Origin of the sequence: Collimonas fungivorans (assembly GCF_028292705.1) — a bacterium.
GTDB lineage: Bacteria > Pseudomonadota > Gammaproteobacteria > Burkholderiales > Burkholderiaceae_D > Collimonas > Collimonas fungivorans_B.
Window position 1 is genome coordinate 1 of record NZ_JAQGLV010000125.1, and the last position, 13312, is coordinate 13312.

Genomic DNA, 13312 nt, shown 5'->3' on the forward strand with positions numbered 1-13312 from the left:
GGGTCGCCGATTCCGAGCTCTTCGCCAGCTGCTCCAGCGAGCGATGGATGTCGTGCTGGCTGGTCTGCCGCAGCGCCAGTTCGGATTGCATGCGCATGCCGGCCAGCGGCGTTTTCATCTGGTGCGCGGCATCGGCGATGAAACGTTTCTGGGTCTGGATCGACAGCGACAGGCGCGACAGCATGTCGTTGAGCGAACGCACCAGCGGCGAGATTTCTTCCGGCACCTGGCCGGAATCGATGGGACTGAGGTCGTCCGGCCGGCGCGCCCGGATCCGCTGCTGCAATTCGGACAGGGGCGACAGGCCGCGCGACAAGGCGAACCAGATCAGCGCCAGCGCGATCGGCAGGATCACGCCCTTGATGATTTCATTCGCCAGCCGGGCGCGTTTTTCCAGTGTTTCCCCGACTTGCACCAGCGCTACCCGTGGTCGCTCCTGCTTGTCGGCGGCGGCGCCGGCGTCGACTGTGTTGCGCAGGTCGACATAGGTATAGGCGATCCGCACATCGCTGCCATGCAGGGAGCTGTCCCAGAACTTGACCTTGCCTGGGTGCGCGGGCTCGTCCTCGGCGACAGGCAGGTGCATGTCGCGGTCGCCGTCGATGTATTCGCCGTGCGGGCCGGTGATCAGGTAATACACATTGTCGACATCGTCGGCGCGCAGGAAGTCGCGCGAGGGCGTGGTCAGGCGCGTCAGGACCTTGCCGTTGACTTCGCTCACCTGCTGCGACAGGACCGTGACGCTGTCGTCCAGCGCCTGGTCGAAGGGCTGGTTGGCGATCGACTTCGCCACCACATAGGTAATCGCGATGCTGATCGGCCACAGCAGCAACAGCGGCACCAGCATCCAGTCCAGGATTTCGCCGAACAGGGAGCGCTGCACCCGTTCTTCGGTTTGCGCGGCTGCCGGGGCGGATGGGTTTGGCTGCGCAGCCAGGGATTGAGCGTCGCGCATGGGGGCAAGCGTCAGCGGCGGCTGGAGGCGTCGAGCGGCGAGAGCGGAGCAGGGGAAGCTGCCGGACCTGCGGAAGCGGCTTGCGGCTCGCTGATTTTTTCCAGGCAATAACCGAGGCCGCGCACCGTGGCGATCCGGACGCCGCCGACTTCGATTTTCTTGCGCAAGCGATGTACATACACCTCGATGGCGTTGTTGCTGACTTCTTCGCCCCATTCGCACAAGTGGTCGACCAGCTGTTCCTTGGAGACCAGGCGGCCGGTACGCTGCAGCAATACTTCCAGCAAACCCAGTTCGCGCGCCGACAGGTCCAGCATCTGCTCATTGATGTAGGCGATCCGACCGACCTGGTCGTAACTCAGCGGGCCGTGTTTGATGACGGTAGGGCCGCCGCCGGCGCCGCGCCGGGTCAGGGCGCGCACCCGTGCTTCCAGCTCGGACAGTTCGAACGGCTTGGCCATGTAGTCGTCGGCGCCGAGGTCCAGGCCCTTGACTCGTTGCTCCAGGGAATCTGCTGCGGTCAGGATCAGCACCGGCAGCCGCGAATTCCTCGCGCGCAGGCGGCGCAATACCTCCAGGCCGGTCATCTTGGGCAAGCCCAGGTCCAGGATCAGCAGGTCGAAATCCTGGGTCGAGAGGGCCGAATCCGCTTCCATGCCGTTCATCACGCAGTCGGTGGCATAACCCGACTGGCGCAGCGATCGCGTCAGTCCGTCGGCTAGAACACTGTCGTCTTCGGCAAGCAGGATGCGCATAATGGAGGTGGTTCCCGTACGGTGGATGAAAGGTGCTGCTTGTAGTCTATGGCGTTTCATTCTTCCCAGCAAGGTCGACGTAACATTGCCGCTGTTTGGTATAATCATTACCACCTAATCTGGCCTGGACCTGCTTTCCTACTTCGATGCGACGCCTACTGATTCTTTTGCTGATGTTTCTGCTGCCTATGCAAGTCTTTGCAGGCATGACCGAATCCCAGGCAAACACCGTGGCGACGCTGGCAGTCCAGCAGGAAATTCTCCAGGATGCCTTGCAAGATGCGCCGGCCTGCAAGGCTGACAGCGCTTGCGATTCAGAAGATATCGCGCTTGACGACATCGAGATGCATGTCGATCTCGGCGATGAGACAGTACCTGCTTTTCCCCTTGTATTTGCCGCTGCGGCAATCGCTTCCACACCTGCGCTGAGCAACGATAAAGCGCTCCAGCCTCCGTTCCTGCCTCCGGCCGGTCCTCCGCCCAGAGCTTAAGCGCCTTTACGCCGCCCGATTGCATCCGGTGGCAGGCGCCTTCCCATCTGCCGGGTAACTGCCCGGCGATTCCAGCCATCCATGATGTTGAGCAGCAGGCCGATGTGCGTCTAGCGCCTCGCCTTAATTCCGGGCTGTTCGGCGTCGTGGCATGGCTGTGAAGTTTTAAAACTTAGCGGCCCGTATGGCCGTGACGGCATCAAATCTCAGGAGAAAGTATGAAGAAATTATTTGTGGCGCTGATCGTCGTCGCCATGACGTTGTCAGCCGGCATCTCGACCGTTGAAGCCAAGCGCATGGGCGGCGGCGGGTCTTTCGGCAAAAAATCGCAAAGCATGAACCGCCAGGCGGCGCCGGCGCAGAACCAGGCCACCAATGCCGCCAAGCCGGCTGCTGCTGCAGCACCGGCCGCTGCGGCAGCCGCCAAACCTAGCATGTGGAAAGGCATGCTGGGCGGCGCGCTGCTGGGCCTGGGCCTGGGCGCCTTGCTGTCGAGCATGGGCTTGGGCGGCGCCATGGCCGGCATGATCAGCAATATCATCATGATCGCCTTGTTCGCATTCGCCGCCATGTTCATCTACAAGCTGGTGCGCCGCAAGATGGGCAACGGCGCAGCCGGCAACAATGGCATGCGTCCTGCCTTTGCTGCCCAAGCGCCTTCCAGCTTCACGCCGGAAATCGCTTCGCGCCTCGAGCAGCCTATGCAGCGTACGGCGTTTGACGCCGCACCTGCAGCGGCGGCGACGGGTGCGGGAGCCGCGGGCGTTGCTGCCTGGGGCGTGCCTGCCGATTTTGATACGGTCGGTTTCCTGCGTCATTCCAAGACCTATTTCCTGCGCCTGCAAGCCGCATGGGACAAGGCCGACAGCAACGACATCCGCGAATTCACCACGCCGGAAATGTTTGCCGAACTGCGCATGCAATTGCAGGAGCGCGGCGCATCGGACAACCATACCGACGTTGTGTCGCTGGATGCCGAACTGCTGGGAATCGAGACTGCTGACGCCGAATACCTGGCCAGCGTGAAATTCACCGGCATGATCAAGGAAGACGACGCAGCTTTCGCCGCACCGTTCTCCGAGGTCTGGAACTTGACCAAGCCAACAGCGGGGCAGGGCGGCTGGATACTGGCAGGGATCGAGCAGGTCGAACAAAAGAGCTGAACCCGGGCTGAAACCAGCTTTCGTAGCAAAGCCGCCGGCGAGCAATCGCCGGCGGCTTTTTCTTTTGGCGCGCGCCATAAATGACAATGCGGGCACAATGCAGGCACAATACGGGGTTTTCAGGATACCGCTAAAGGAATTTCAATGAGTTTGCCAACAAGTTTGCCGGCCACGGCCCCCGGTTCTGCCGTGATCCTGACCGGCGACCGTCCGACCGGCCCTTTGCACCTGGGCCATTTTGTCGGCAGCTTGCGTAACCGCATCGCTTACCAGCACACTTACCGCCAGTTCATCATGCTGGCCGACGCTCAGGCGCTGACCGACAATATGGACGACACCGGCAAGGTGCACCGTAATGTGGTCGAAGTTGCACTGGATTACCTGGCGGTCGGCATCGACCCTGCCCTGTCGACGATCTTGATCCAGTCGCAGATTCCGGAGCTGGCGGAACTGACTTTCTATTACCTGAACCTGGTGACGGTGGCGCGGCTGGAGCGTAATCCTACGGTTAAGGAAGAAATCCGCTTGCGCGGGTTTGAGCGCGATATCCCGGCGGGATTCCTGACTTACCCGGCCAGCCAGGCGGCGGATATCACGGCATTCAAGGCGGCGCTGGTGCCGGTGGGCGAGGACCAGATTCCGATGATCGAGCAGACCAATGAAATCGTGCGGCGCTTTAACCGTACCGCGGGGCGCGATGTGCTGGTCGAAGCGAAGGCGCTGGTGCCGGAGATCGGTCGCCTGCCTGGCATCGACGGCAAGGCCAAGATGAGCAAGTCGCTGGGCAACACCATCAACCTGGGCGCGACTGCCGATGAAATCCGGGCGGCGGTCAAGCAGGTGTATACCGATCCTTTGCATCTGCGGGTGCAGGATCCTGGCCACCTGGAAGGCAATGTCGCCTTCCTCTACCTGGATGCCTTCGATCCCGACCAAGCCGGCTTGGCGGAGATGAAAGCGCATTATGTGCGCGGCGGCCTGGGCGACAGCCTGGTCAAGGCGCGCCTGGAAGCTTGCCTGCAAGACTTGCTGGCGCCGATCCGTGCCCGTCGCGAGGAGCTGGCCAAGGACAAGGGACATGTCATGCAGATCCTGAAAGAAGGCACCGCCAAGGCGCGCGAAGTAGCGGCGAAAACCGCCGACGAGGTCAAGGCAGCGCTGGGTCTAACTTACTTCTAAACATTCGTAGCGTAGTTAATTGGGGTCAGAGTTTTTTTTCGCGCCCTTTGCGAAAATTACTCTGACCCCAATTAACGGGCTACGGAGTGCGTATGGTGGCAGTCGACCTCCGCTCGTCGTTACCTAAAACGTTAGCTACTCCGTGGAAGCTTGCCGGGGGTAGCCCGGCAGCTAGTCACTTTTCTTGCTTCGCCCCTAGCCGGGCGCCAAAAAAGTAACCAAAAGAAGGCGACCGCAAAGCCGTTGCCTTCCCTTCGGTCAGGTCCCCAAATGCGGCAGCCGCCATTCGGGAGGGAAGACCAACTCGCCTGCGGCTCAAACATGTCTTCCCTCTTTATCCGAATGGCGGCTGCCGCATTTGGCAACGTCTCCATGCGGAATTCAAAAGCAACTTCAACGGCAACGTCAAAAGCAACCACAACTTCAAAAACAACGGCAACAGCAACAGCAACAGTCTTGTTATTAACAACGTGATGGCCCCGCATCAATTACCAATTCACTACCCGTAACAAAACGGCTGGCATCCGACGCCAGATACAAGATCGCCGCCGCCACATCGGCAGCCGAACCAAGCCCCGTCAGCATCTGCAATTCAGCCCTGTCCGCCAACACTTGGGTCAAGTCATTCCGCTTGCGCATGGCCGCGGCCAGCGCGGGCGGCCGCACCACGCCCGGATGGATGGCGTTGACGCGGATGTTCTGCATTGCATAGCGCATCGCATTCGCATTGCTCATCCGCAGCGCCGCTCTCGCCGCATGGTCGGCCGCTTCCTGCTGCTCGCCATCCATGGCGCACAGCGACAGCACGTTGACGATGGAGCCGCCGCCGGCGCGTTCCATTGCCGGCGCCACGTGTTTGCTGCACAGGATGCTGCCGTTGACATTGGCCTGCATCGCCTGTTCCCAATGCTTCAGCGGCAGTCCCTGTGCCGACGCATTGCCGGCGTCGACGCCGGCGCTGTTGACCAGGATATCGATGCGGCCGAAGTGCGCTTCTACCGCCGCCATCACCCGCTGCACCGCGTCGTTGTCGCTGACGTCGACCTGCCAGAAGCGCACCTTGTCCTTTTTGCCGCCGAGCAGCCTGGCGATGATGCGCCCTTCCTGTTCCCGTTCATCTAGAATCGCCAAATGTGCACCAGCGGCCGAGAGCGCGCAGGCGATATGTAAAGCGATGCCGCGCGCCGCGCCGGTGACCAGGGCGACCTTGTTTTTAAGGGGGAAATAGGCGGTAAGCGGATTCATCGTCGGCAGAATCATTGTCAGTTTTTACACGTAATTAAAGCATTCTTTAGTGCACATTGCAACCATGCTTTAAATGATTGAAAGTATTCTTTACCGATGATGAATAATTACGGGGCGCGGCTGGCAGAAGCTTTGCACTTGGCGCAAAAAGACAGGCAGGAACTCGCAGACGGCATCGGCGTCAGCGTGCAGGCGATCGGGCAGGTGATTGCCGGCAAAACCAAGGCGCTGACCGCGGAGAATTCGGCGCTTGCCGCAAGATTCCTGGGCGTGGACATATTCTGGCTGGCCACAGGTGTAGGCGGCCCGAAGATTCTGACCAAGGCTTCCGGCCAGTGGCCTTTCAGCATCAGCGTGGAATCGTTCCTTGCCATCCCGGAGGAAGAGCAGAACCGTATAGGCGAATACATCGAATTCTGCGTCAACAAATGGCAAACGGCCCACCCGGCAAAAAAAAGCTGAGTCAGGGATGCATGTCCGCCGTGCCGCCCGGCGGCAGCTCCGCCCGGGGAAACAATAGTCCCAACAGCCCGCGCAGCCATCGATTGGCAGGATCAAGTTCGGCGTTCTCATGCCAGTACAGATAGACATCCAGCGGCGGCGTAGGCAGCGGCAGCGGCCAGATCTGGTTCGGCAGGTTGACGTTGGCGATGTGCGCGTAGTGCTCTGGCATCGTGGTCAGCAGGTCGGAAACGCTGGCCACCTGGCAAGCCGCGTAATAGTGCTGGCAGCGCAGGCCGATATGGCGCTGGCGGCCGATGCGGGCCAGCTCCACGTCTTCAACGCCGGGGCCGGTGCGGCGCGAGGAAACCAGAATGTGGTTTTGCGCCAGGTAGGTTTCCAGGTCAAGCCCGTCTTTCAGCGCCGGATGGTCCTGGCGCGCCACCACCACCAGCGTATCGCGCGACAAAGAAGTGCTGCGGATTTCTCCGGGACGCTGCAGCAAGACGTCCACCGCGATGTCCAGCGTACCGGCCGCCAGTTCCGATTCCAGCTGCCGCCGCTCCACCCGCACCGAATTGATTTCCACCATGGGCGCCTGGGTTTGCAGCAGCTGCATCAGCGGCGGCAGCAGCCGCGCTTCCAGCACGCCCGGCAGGCCGAGGTTGAAGCTGCGGCGGCTGGTGGTCGGATCGAACTGGTTGCCGTGCTTGACGCTCACCTCCAGCGTTTGCAGCGCTTGCCGCACCGGGCCGATCAATGAGCGCGTCATCGGCGTCGGCAGCATCTTGCTGCCTTGCCGGATGAACAAGGGATCGCCCAGCAGTTCGCGCAGGCGCGCCAGCGCGTGGCTGACCGCCGGCTGGGTCAGGCTGAGCGCCTTGGCTGCGCGGGTAATGTTGCCTTCCGCGTAGATGGTGTCGAGCACCACGAACAGGTTGAGGTCGATCCGGCTTATATGCATGAGATTAATTATGGTCTATATAAATCATTCATTTGATGAATTATAGCCGTTGCGGCACACTTCCTGAGTCGATTACACAGTTGAGGAATGCCATGGATTTCGCCTACTCACCCCGTGCCCGCCAATATATGGAGCGGCTCAATGCCTTCATGAGCGAACACGTGTTTCCGGCCGAAGCCGAATATTTCAGCCAGCTCAAGCGCGGCCCGCTGCCGTGGAATGTACCGCCGGTAATGCTGGCCCTGAAAGCCAAGGCCAAGGAAGCGGGTTTATGGAACCTGTTCCTGCCCGATGAGGAGTTCGGCGCCGGACTGAGCAATACCGATTACGCGCCGCTGGCCGAAATCATGGGCCGCTCCTTCATCGCGCCGGAAGTCTTCAACTGCAATGCGCCCGATACCGGCAATATGGAAGTGCTGGCCAAATACGGCTCGCCGGCGCAGCAGGAACAATGGCTCAAGCCCCTGCTGGCAGGCGAACACCGCTCTGCATTCTGCATGACCGAACCCGATGTCGCCTCCAGCGATGCCACCAACATGCGCGCTACCGCGCTGGTCGAAGGCGACGAAGTGCTGCTCAACGGCCGCAAATGGTGGAGCACCGGCATCGGCCATCCCAACTGCAAGTTCGTGATCTTCATGGGACTGACCTATCCGGACGGTCCCAAGCATGCACGCCACTCGATGGTGCTCGTACCGATGGCGACGCCTGGCGTGAAGATCGAACGCATGTTGCCGGTATTTGGCGCCCTGGATGAACCTTACGGCCATGGCGAGGTCAGTTTCACCAATGTGCGCGTGCCGCTGGCCAATATTATCGCCGGGCCGGGGCGCGGTTTTGAAATCGCCCAGGGCCGTCTTGGCCCGGGCCGGATCCATCACTGCATGCGGGCGCTGGGAGCGGCTGAAATGGCGCTGGAAATGCTGTGCAAGCGGGCGCTGACGCGCAGCGCTTTCGGCAAGTCGCTGGCCGATCTCGGCGGCAATGCCGACATCATCGCCAATGCCCGCATGGCGATCGAACAATCGCGTTTGCTGACGCTGAAGGCGGCATGGATGATGGATACGGTCGGCGCCAAGGCGGCGATGAGCGAAATTTCGCAAATCAAGGTAGTGGCGCCCAACGTGGCGCAGCTGGTGATCGACCAGGCGATCCAGATCCACGGCGGCGCCGGTCTCTGCGACGACTTGCCGCTGACGGCCCTGTTTGCCTATGCCAGGGTGCTGCGCCTGGCGGACGGGCCGGACGAGGTGCACCGCGCCCTGATCGCCAAGCTGGAACTGAAGGCGCAAGCCGCCAAGGCTGCGAGTGTGGCGAGTGTTGTTACTGCGGGAGAGCCGGCATGACGCTGATCGACCAGGCCGGCGCCGTGCGCAGCGGCGAAGAACTGGATGTAGCGAAGGTCGCCGCGTTTCTGGAAAGCGTCGACGGCAGCCTGCAGGGCACGCCGGCCGTGAGCCAGTTCCCGGGCGGCGCCTCGAACCTGACTTATCTGCTGACTTATCGGCTGAGTGGCGCCGAGCGCGAACTGATCCTGCGCCGGCCGCCGTTCGGCGCCAAAGCCAGGTCAGCCCACGACATGCTGCGCGAAGCGAACATCATGGCCGAACTGAAGCCGGTCTATCCTTATGTGCCAAAGGTGTTTGCGACCTGCCAGGACCGGGCCGTGATGGACAGCGATTTTTATGTGATGGAGCGGCTGCGCGGCATCATCCTGCGCGACAAGCTGCCGCCCGGCCTGGTGCTGAGCGAAGCCGATACGCGCCAGCTGTGCCTGAATGTGATCGACAAGATGATCGCCTTGCACCAGGTCGACTACCAGGCTGCAGGCCTGGCGCACCTGGGCAAGGGCGAAGGTTATGTGCAGCGCCAGATCAGCGGCTGGAGCGAGCGTTACCGCAAGGCGCGCACCGACGACGCCGTCGATTTCGAAACGGTGATGCGCTGGTTGGAAGACAAGATGCCGGCCGCCGATGTCGCCACCTGCCTGATCCACAACGATTTCCGCTTCGACAATGTAGTGCTCGATCCCGATAACCCGCTGCGAGTGATAGGCGTATTGGATTGGGAAATGGCGACCCTCGGCGATCCGCTGATGGACCTCGGCAATACCCTGGCCTACTGGGTGCAGGCCGACGACGAGCCGCAATTCAAGCAGATGCGGCGCCAGCCGACGCACTTGCCGGGCATGCTGACGCGCAAGGAAGTGATCGCCTATTACGGTGAAAAAACCGGCTACCGCACCGATCATTTCGATTTCTATGAAATCTACGGGCTGTTCCGCCTGGCCGTGATCGTGCAGCAAATCTACTATCGTTTTCATCACGGGCAAACCAAGAATCCGCAATTTGCCTTCTTTGTCCACGTCACCAATTACCTGGAGCAGCGATGCAAGAACCTGATTGCGCAGTCGAGCATATGAGAAAAATCATGTCATCGGAGTGCGCTTGAGATGGGTGCTATCTATCTGGTGCGGCATGGCCAGGCCAGTTTCGGCGCCGCCGACTACGACCAGCTGTCGGAGCTGGGCATGCGGCAATCCGCATTGTTGGGAAAATGGCTGGCCCAGACCGACCAGCAGATCCCCCTGCTGGTGACCGGCAGCCATCGCCGGCAACTGCAGAGCAGCGCAGCCTGCCTGGCGGCCATGTCGGGCAACGCTGCCGGGCCAGAGCTGCAGGTACTGGAAGACCCGGGATTCGACGAATTCGATCACAAGCAAATACTGCTGCGCTTCATGCCGCGCTTTGCCGACAGCCTGTTCTCTGCCTACCTGGAGCAGCAGGAACATCCTGAACGCGCTTTCCAGAGAGTATTCGTCAACGCGGTGGCGCGCTGGGTCAGCGGCGAACATGACGCCGAATACACCGAACCGTGGCCGGTGTTCAAGGAACGCTGCAACGCGGCCCTGGCTCGCCTGCTGGCGCAGCTCGGCAAGGGCCAGACGGCCTGGGTGTTTACTTCCGGCGGCCCGATCAGCGTGATCTGCCAGCAGCTGCTGGCGATTCCGGACCGGCAGATTTTCGATTTGAACTGGTCGCTGGTTAATACCGGCGTGACCAAGCTGTTATACCGTCCGGGGCGTGTCAGCCTGAGCTACCTGAACAATTTTTCACACCTGGTGGCTGCGTGCGATCCGGCCTTAGTGAGTTACAGATGAGTTACAGATAAAGGAGACAACATGAGCAGCACAGCCATTTTTGACTTGAAGGACAAGATCGCGCTGGTGACCGGCGCCAGCCGCGGCATCGGTGAAGCCATCGCCAAGCTCCTGGCGCAGCAAGGCGCGCATGTGATCGTATCCAGCCGCAAGGCGGAGGCATGCGAGAAAGTCGTGGCGGAAATCAAGGCGGCGGGCGGTTCGGCGGAAACCATGGCTTGCCATATCGGTGAAATGGCGCAGATCGAGGCGTTGTACCAAGCCATCAGCAGCAAACACGGACGGCTCGACATCCTGGTCAACAACGCTGCCGCCAACCCGCATTTCGGGCCAATCACGGATACCGATGTCGGGGCCTTCCAGAAGACCGTCGACGTCAATATCCGCGGCTATTTTTTCATGTCGTCCTACGGCGCCAAGCTGATGGCGCAGAACGGCGGCGGCGCGATTGTCAATGTCGCCTCGGTCAATGGCGTCACGCCTGGCGTGTTCCAGGGCATCTATTCGATCACCAAGGCGGCGGTGATCTCGATGACCAAGGCTTTCGCCAAGGAATGCGCCGCCAGCGGTGTGCGCGTCAATGCCTTGCTGCCGGGTTTCACCGAAACCAAGTTCGCCGCCACCCTGATCGACAACCCGGCGATCCTGAAGCAGGCGCTGCAGCATATCCCGATGAACCGCGTCGCCCAGCCGAATGAAATGGCGGGCGCCGTGCTGTACCTGGTGTCGCCTGCGGCCAGCTACACCACCGGGGTTTGTTTGAATGTCGACGGCGGCTATCTGCTCAACTGATCCGGAACCAACAGGAAACCATATGAAGAATTTGCAAGGCAAGGTCGCCGTCATTACCGGCGCTGCGGAAGGCATAGGCAAAGGGATCGCGGTACGGGCTGCCGCCGAGGGAATGAAACTGGTGCTGGCCGATATCAACGCCGCCAAGCTGGAAACAACCGTAGCCGGGTTCAAAGCCATGGGCGCGGAAGTGATAGGCGTGCCTACCGACGTCGCCAGGGAAGAGCAGATAAATGCCCTGGCAGAGCAGGCATTTGCCAAATTCGGCAACGTGCATTTGCTGGTGAATAATGCCGGCGTCGCGGTAGCCAAGCCGGCCTGGGAAACCACCCAGAAAGACTGGGACTGGGTCATGGGCGTCAATTTCTACGGCGTCAGCCATGCTTTGCGCGCCTTTATCCCGCGCATGCTGAAGAACGGCGAGGAAGGCCATATCGTCAACACGGCTTCCATGGCCGGACTCACTTCCCAGCCCAGCCTGGCCAGCTATAACGCCAGCAAGCATGCGGTGGTGACGCTATCGGAGGGTTTGCATCATGACCTGACGCTGCGCCAGTCGCACATCAAGGTATCGGTGCTGTGTCCGGGCTGGGTCAAGACCGGCATCGGCCATTCGGAACGCAACCGGGAAAATGGCGGCGACAGCGGCCCGACCGATGCTGTCGCACTCAAGGTTGGCATGTCGGTATTGAACGCGGTGCAGAACGGGATTGCGGTGACGCAGGTAGCAGACGAGGTATTCGATGCGATTGCTGCCGAGCGTTTTTATATCCTGACGCATCCGGAAATGAAGCAGGCGATCGAGGTCCGCATGCAAGATGTATTGCAGCAGCGGCCGCCGACTTTACTGAAGATCTGAGGGCAAGGCAGGGCGGACGGGGCCGCCCTGCAATCCTGCTTAGTCGATATCGAACTTGACGCCCTGTGCCAGTGGCAGGGTGCGGCTGTAGTTGATGGTGTTGGTCGCACGGCGCATATAGGTTTTCCACGAATCGGAACCCGATTCGCGGCCGCCGCCGGTTTCCTTCTCGCCGCCGAAAGCGCCGCCGATTTCAGCGCCGCTGGTGCCGATGTTGACATTGGCCAGGCCGCAGTCGCTGCCGCTGGCCGACATGAACGCCTCCGCTTCACGCACGTCGTTGGTGAAGATGGCTGAAGACAAGCCTTGCGGCACGGCGTTGTTGAGGCGCACCGCATCGTCGAAATTATCGTAAGACAGCACGTACAGGATGGGCGCGAAGGTTTCGTGATGCACGATGTCGCTTTGCTGAGGCATGCGCACCAGCGCCGGCCGTACATAGAACGCATTGCTGCTGTCGCCCACCTGCACGCGTTCGCCGCCAGTCACCACGCCGCCTTCGGCTTTGGCTTGCGCCAGCGCGGTTTGCATAGCTTCGAAGGAGTGCTGGTCGACCAGCGGACCGACCAGCGTTTCCGCCGCCAGCGGATCGCCGACCTTGACGCTGGCGTAGATGCGTTCGATGCGGTTGACCACGTCCTGATAAATGCTGCTGTGGACAAACAGGCGGCGCAAGCTGGTGCAGCGCTGGCCGGCAGTGCCCACGGCGGAGAAAGTGATGGCGCGCAAAGCCAGGCTGAGGTCGGCGGTAGGCGTGACGATCATGCCGTTGTTGCCACCCAGCTCCAGCAGGCTGCGGCCCAGGCGCTCTGCCACGGTGGTGGCGACCTTGCGGCCCATGCGCACGCTGCCGGTAGCGCTGACCAGCGGCACCAGCGGCGAAGCCGACAGCGCGGCGCCGATTTCGGCGCGGCCCAGCAACACCTGGCACAGGTCGGCCGGCAGCAGGTCAGGACGCTGTTCCGAAAAACGCGCGGCAGCTTTTTCAAACAAGGCATGCACGGCGAGCGCAACGACCGGGGTTTTTTCCGACGGTTTCCAGATCACGGCATTGCCGCAGACCAGCGCCAGCGCCGCGTTCCACGCCCATACCGCAACCGGGAAATTGAAGGCAGTGATGACGCCGCACACGCCCAGCGGATGCCAGGTTTCCATCATGCGGTGGCCAGGGCGCTCGGAAGCGATGGTCAGGCCGTACAGCTGGCGCGACAAGCCGACCGCGAAATCGCAGATGTCGATCATTTCCTGCACTTCGCCTATGCCTTCGGACAGGATCTTGCCGGATTCCAGGGTGACCAGCTTGCCTAG

General features: G+C 61.2%; 14 protein-coding genes. 9 read left to right on the forward strand and 5 right to left on the reverse strand.

Annotation, left to right across the window (positions count from 1 at the left end; genetic code table 11):
- Together JWQ61_RS06000 and JWQ61_RS06005 are read right to left on the reverse strand one after the other, a co-directional pair.
- On the reverse strand, positions 1-955 hold a 955-nt coding region (locus JWQ61_RS06000; RefSeq protein WP_304359720.1), incomplete at its 3' end, for a sensor histidine kinase.
- Positions 956-966: 11 nt separating this feature from the next.
- Positions 967-1710 (reverse strand): response regulator transcription factor, encoded by a 744-nt coding sequence (locus JWQ61_RS06005; RefSeq protein ID WP_304359721.1) that lies wholly within the window; start codon positions 1708-1710, stop codon positions 967-969.
- Between the two features lie 206 nt (positions 1711-1916).
- Between JWQ61_RS06005 and JWQ61_RS06010 the strand changes: the two genes are divergently transcribed.
- The 3 genes from JWQ61_RS06010 to trpS all read left to right on the forward strand — a co-directional run bounded on the left by JWQ61_RS06010 (position 1917) and on the right by trpS (position 4543).
- Positions 1917-2201, forward strand: coding sequence for a hypothetical protein (locus tag JWQ61_RS06010; protein WP_304359722.1), 285 nt, complete (start codon positions 1917-1919; stop codon positions 2199-2201).
- 218 nt (positions 2202-2419) lie between these two features.
- On the forward strand, positions 2420-3364 hold the full coding sequence (locus JWQ61_RS06015; RefSeq protein WP_304359723.1) for a Tim44 domain-containing protein: 945 nt from the start codon (positions 2420-2422) through the stop codon (positions 3362-3364).
- A 144-nt stretch (positions 3365-3508) separates the two neighbouring features.
- Positions 3509-4543: a tryptophan--tRNA ligase gene (gene trpS / locus JWQ61_RS06020; RefSeq protein ID WP_304359724.1), complete on the forward strand. Its 1035-nt coding sequence runs from the start codon at positions 3509-3511 to the stop codon at positions 4541-4543.
- Positions 4544-5005: 462 nt separating this feature from the next.
- Here trpS and JWQ61_RS06025 read toward each other — a convergent pair whose 3' ends face one another.
- A complete protein-coding gene (locus JWQ61_RS06025) occupies positions 5006-5788 on the reverse strand; it encodes an SDR family NAD(P)-dependent oxidoreductase (RefSeq protein ID WP_304359725.1) in 783 nt (260 codons plus the stop codon).
- Positions 5789-5884: 96 nt separating this feature from the next.
- Here JWQ61_RS06025 and JWQ61_RS06030 point away from each other — a divergent pair, with 96 nt between their 5' ends.
- Positions 5885-6250, forward strand: coding sequence for a helix-turn-helix transcriptional regulator (locus JWQ61_RS06030; RefSeq protein WP_304359726.1), 366 nt, complete (start codon positions 5885-5887; stop codon positions 6248-6250).
- A 1-nt stretch (position 6251) separates the two neighbouring features.
- Here the strand turns inward: JWQ61_RS06030 and JWQ61_RS06035 are convergent, their stop codons facing one another.
- Entirely contained in the window at positions 6252-7193 is a 942-nt protein-coding gene (locus JWQ61_RS06035; protein WP_304359727.1) for a LysR family transcriptional regulator, read from the reverse strand.
- Positions 7194-7285: 92 nt separating this feature from the next.
- Between JWQ61_RS06035 and JWQ61_RS06040 the strand changes: the two genes are divergently transcribed.
- From JWQ61_RS06040 to JWQ61_RS06060, 5 genes are read left to right on the forward strand one after another with little or no spacing between them, the layout of a single operon-like run.
- Positions 7286-8539 (forward strand): acyl-CoA dehydrogenase family protein, encoded by a 1254-nt coding sequence (locus tag JWQ61_RS06040; RefSeq protein ID WP_304359728.1) that lies wholly within the window; start codon positions 7286-7288, stop codon positions 8537-8539.
- Positions 8536-9615 carry a phosphotransferase family protein gene (locus tag JWQ61_RS06045; protein WP_304359729.1) on the forward strand — a complete coding sequence of 360 codons (1080 nt, stop codon included), beginning with the start codon at positions 8536-8538 and terminating at the stop codon, positions 9613-9615. Before JWQ61_RS06040 ends, JWQ61_RS06045 begins: the two co-directional genes overlap by 4 nt.
- 30 nt (positions 9616-9645) lie before the next feature.
- The gene (locus JWQ61_RS06050) at positions 9646-10353 is read left to right on the forward strand and encodes a histidine phosphatase family protein (protein WP_304359730.1); all 708 of its coding nucleotides are present in this window, start codon (positions 9646-9648) and stop codon (positions 10351-10353) included.
- A gap of 21 nt (positions 10354-10374) precedes the next feature.
- Complete coding sequence (locus tag JWQ61_RS06055) at positions 10375-11145, forward strand: SDR family oxidoreductase (protein ID WP_304359731.1); 771 nt, start codon at positions 10375-10377, stop codon at positions 11143-11145.
- A 22-nt stretch (positions 11146-11167) separates the two neighbouring features.
- On the forward strand, positions 11168-12004 hold the full coding sequence (locus tag JWQ61_RS06060) for an SDR family NAD(P)-dependent oxidoreductase (RefSeq protein WP_304359732.1): 837 nt from the start codon (positions 11168-11170) through the stop codon (positions 12002-12004).
- A 39-nt stretch (positions 12005-12043) separates the two neighbouring features.
- Here JWQ61_RS06060 and JWQ61_RS06065 read toward each other — a convergent pair.
- On the reverse strand, positions 12044-13312 hold a 1269-nt coding region (locus tag JWQ61_RS06065; RefSeq protein WP_304359733.1), incomplete at its 5' end, for an aldehyde dehydrogenase family protein.

Bases quoted from the DNA above. Each gene is read 5' to 3' on its own strand.
- JWQ61_RS06005 (WP_304359721.1), bottom strand. From the start codon at position 1,710: ATGCGCATCCTGCTTGCCGAAGACGACAGTGTTCTAGCCGACGGACTG.
- JWQ61_RS06010 (WP_304359722.1), top strand. From the start codon at position 1,917: ATGACCGAATCCCAGGCAAACACCGTGGCGACGCTGGCAGTCCAGCAG.
- JWQ61_RS06015 (WP_304359723.1), top strand. From the start codon at position 2,420: ATGAAGAAATTATTTGTGGCGCTGATCGTCGTCGCCATGACGTTGTCA.
- trpS (WP_304359724.1), top strand. From the start codon at position 3,509: ATGAGTTTGCCAACAAGTTTGCCGGCCACGGCCCCCGGTTCTGCCGTG.
- JWQ61_RS06025 (WP_304359725.1), bottom strand. From the start codon at position 5,788: ATGAATCCGCTTACCGCCTATTTCCCCCTTAAAAACAAGGTCGCCCTG.
- JWQ61_RS06030 (WP_304359726.1), top strand. From the start codon at position 5,885: ATGATGAATAATTACGGGGCGCGGCTGGCAGAAGCTTTGCACTTGGCG.
- JWQ61_RS06035 (WP_304359727.1), bottom strand. From the start codon at position 7,193: ATGCATATAAGCCGGATCGACCTCAACCTGTTCGTGGTGCTCGACACC.
- JWQ61_RS06040 (WP_304359728.1), top strand. From the start codon at position 7,286: ATGGATTTCGCCTACTCACCCCGTGCCCGCCAATATATGGAGCGGCTC.
- JWQ61_RS06045 (WP_304359729.1), top strand. From the start codon at position 8,536: ATGACGCTGATCGACCAGGCCGGCGCCGTGCGCAGCGGCGAAGAACTG.
- JWQ61_RS06050 (WP_304359730.1), top strand. From the start codon at position 9,646: ATGGGTGCTATCTATCTGGTGCGGCATGGCCAGGCCAGTTTCGGCGCC.
- JWQ61_RS06055 (WP_304359731.1), top strand. From the start codon at position 10,375: ATGAGCAGCACAGCCATTTTTGACTTGAAGGACAAGATCGCGCTGGTG.
- JWQ61_RS06060 (WP_304359732.1), top strand. From the start codon at position 11,168: ATGAAGAATTTGCAAGGCAAGGTCGCCGTCATTACCGGCGCTGCGGAA.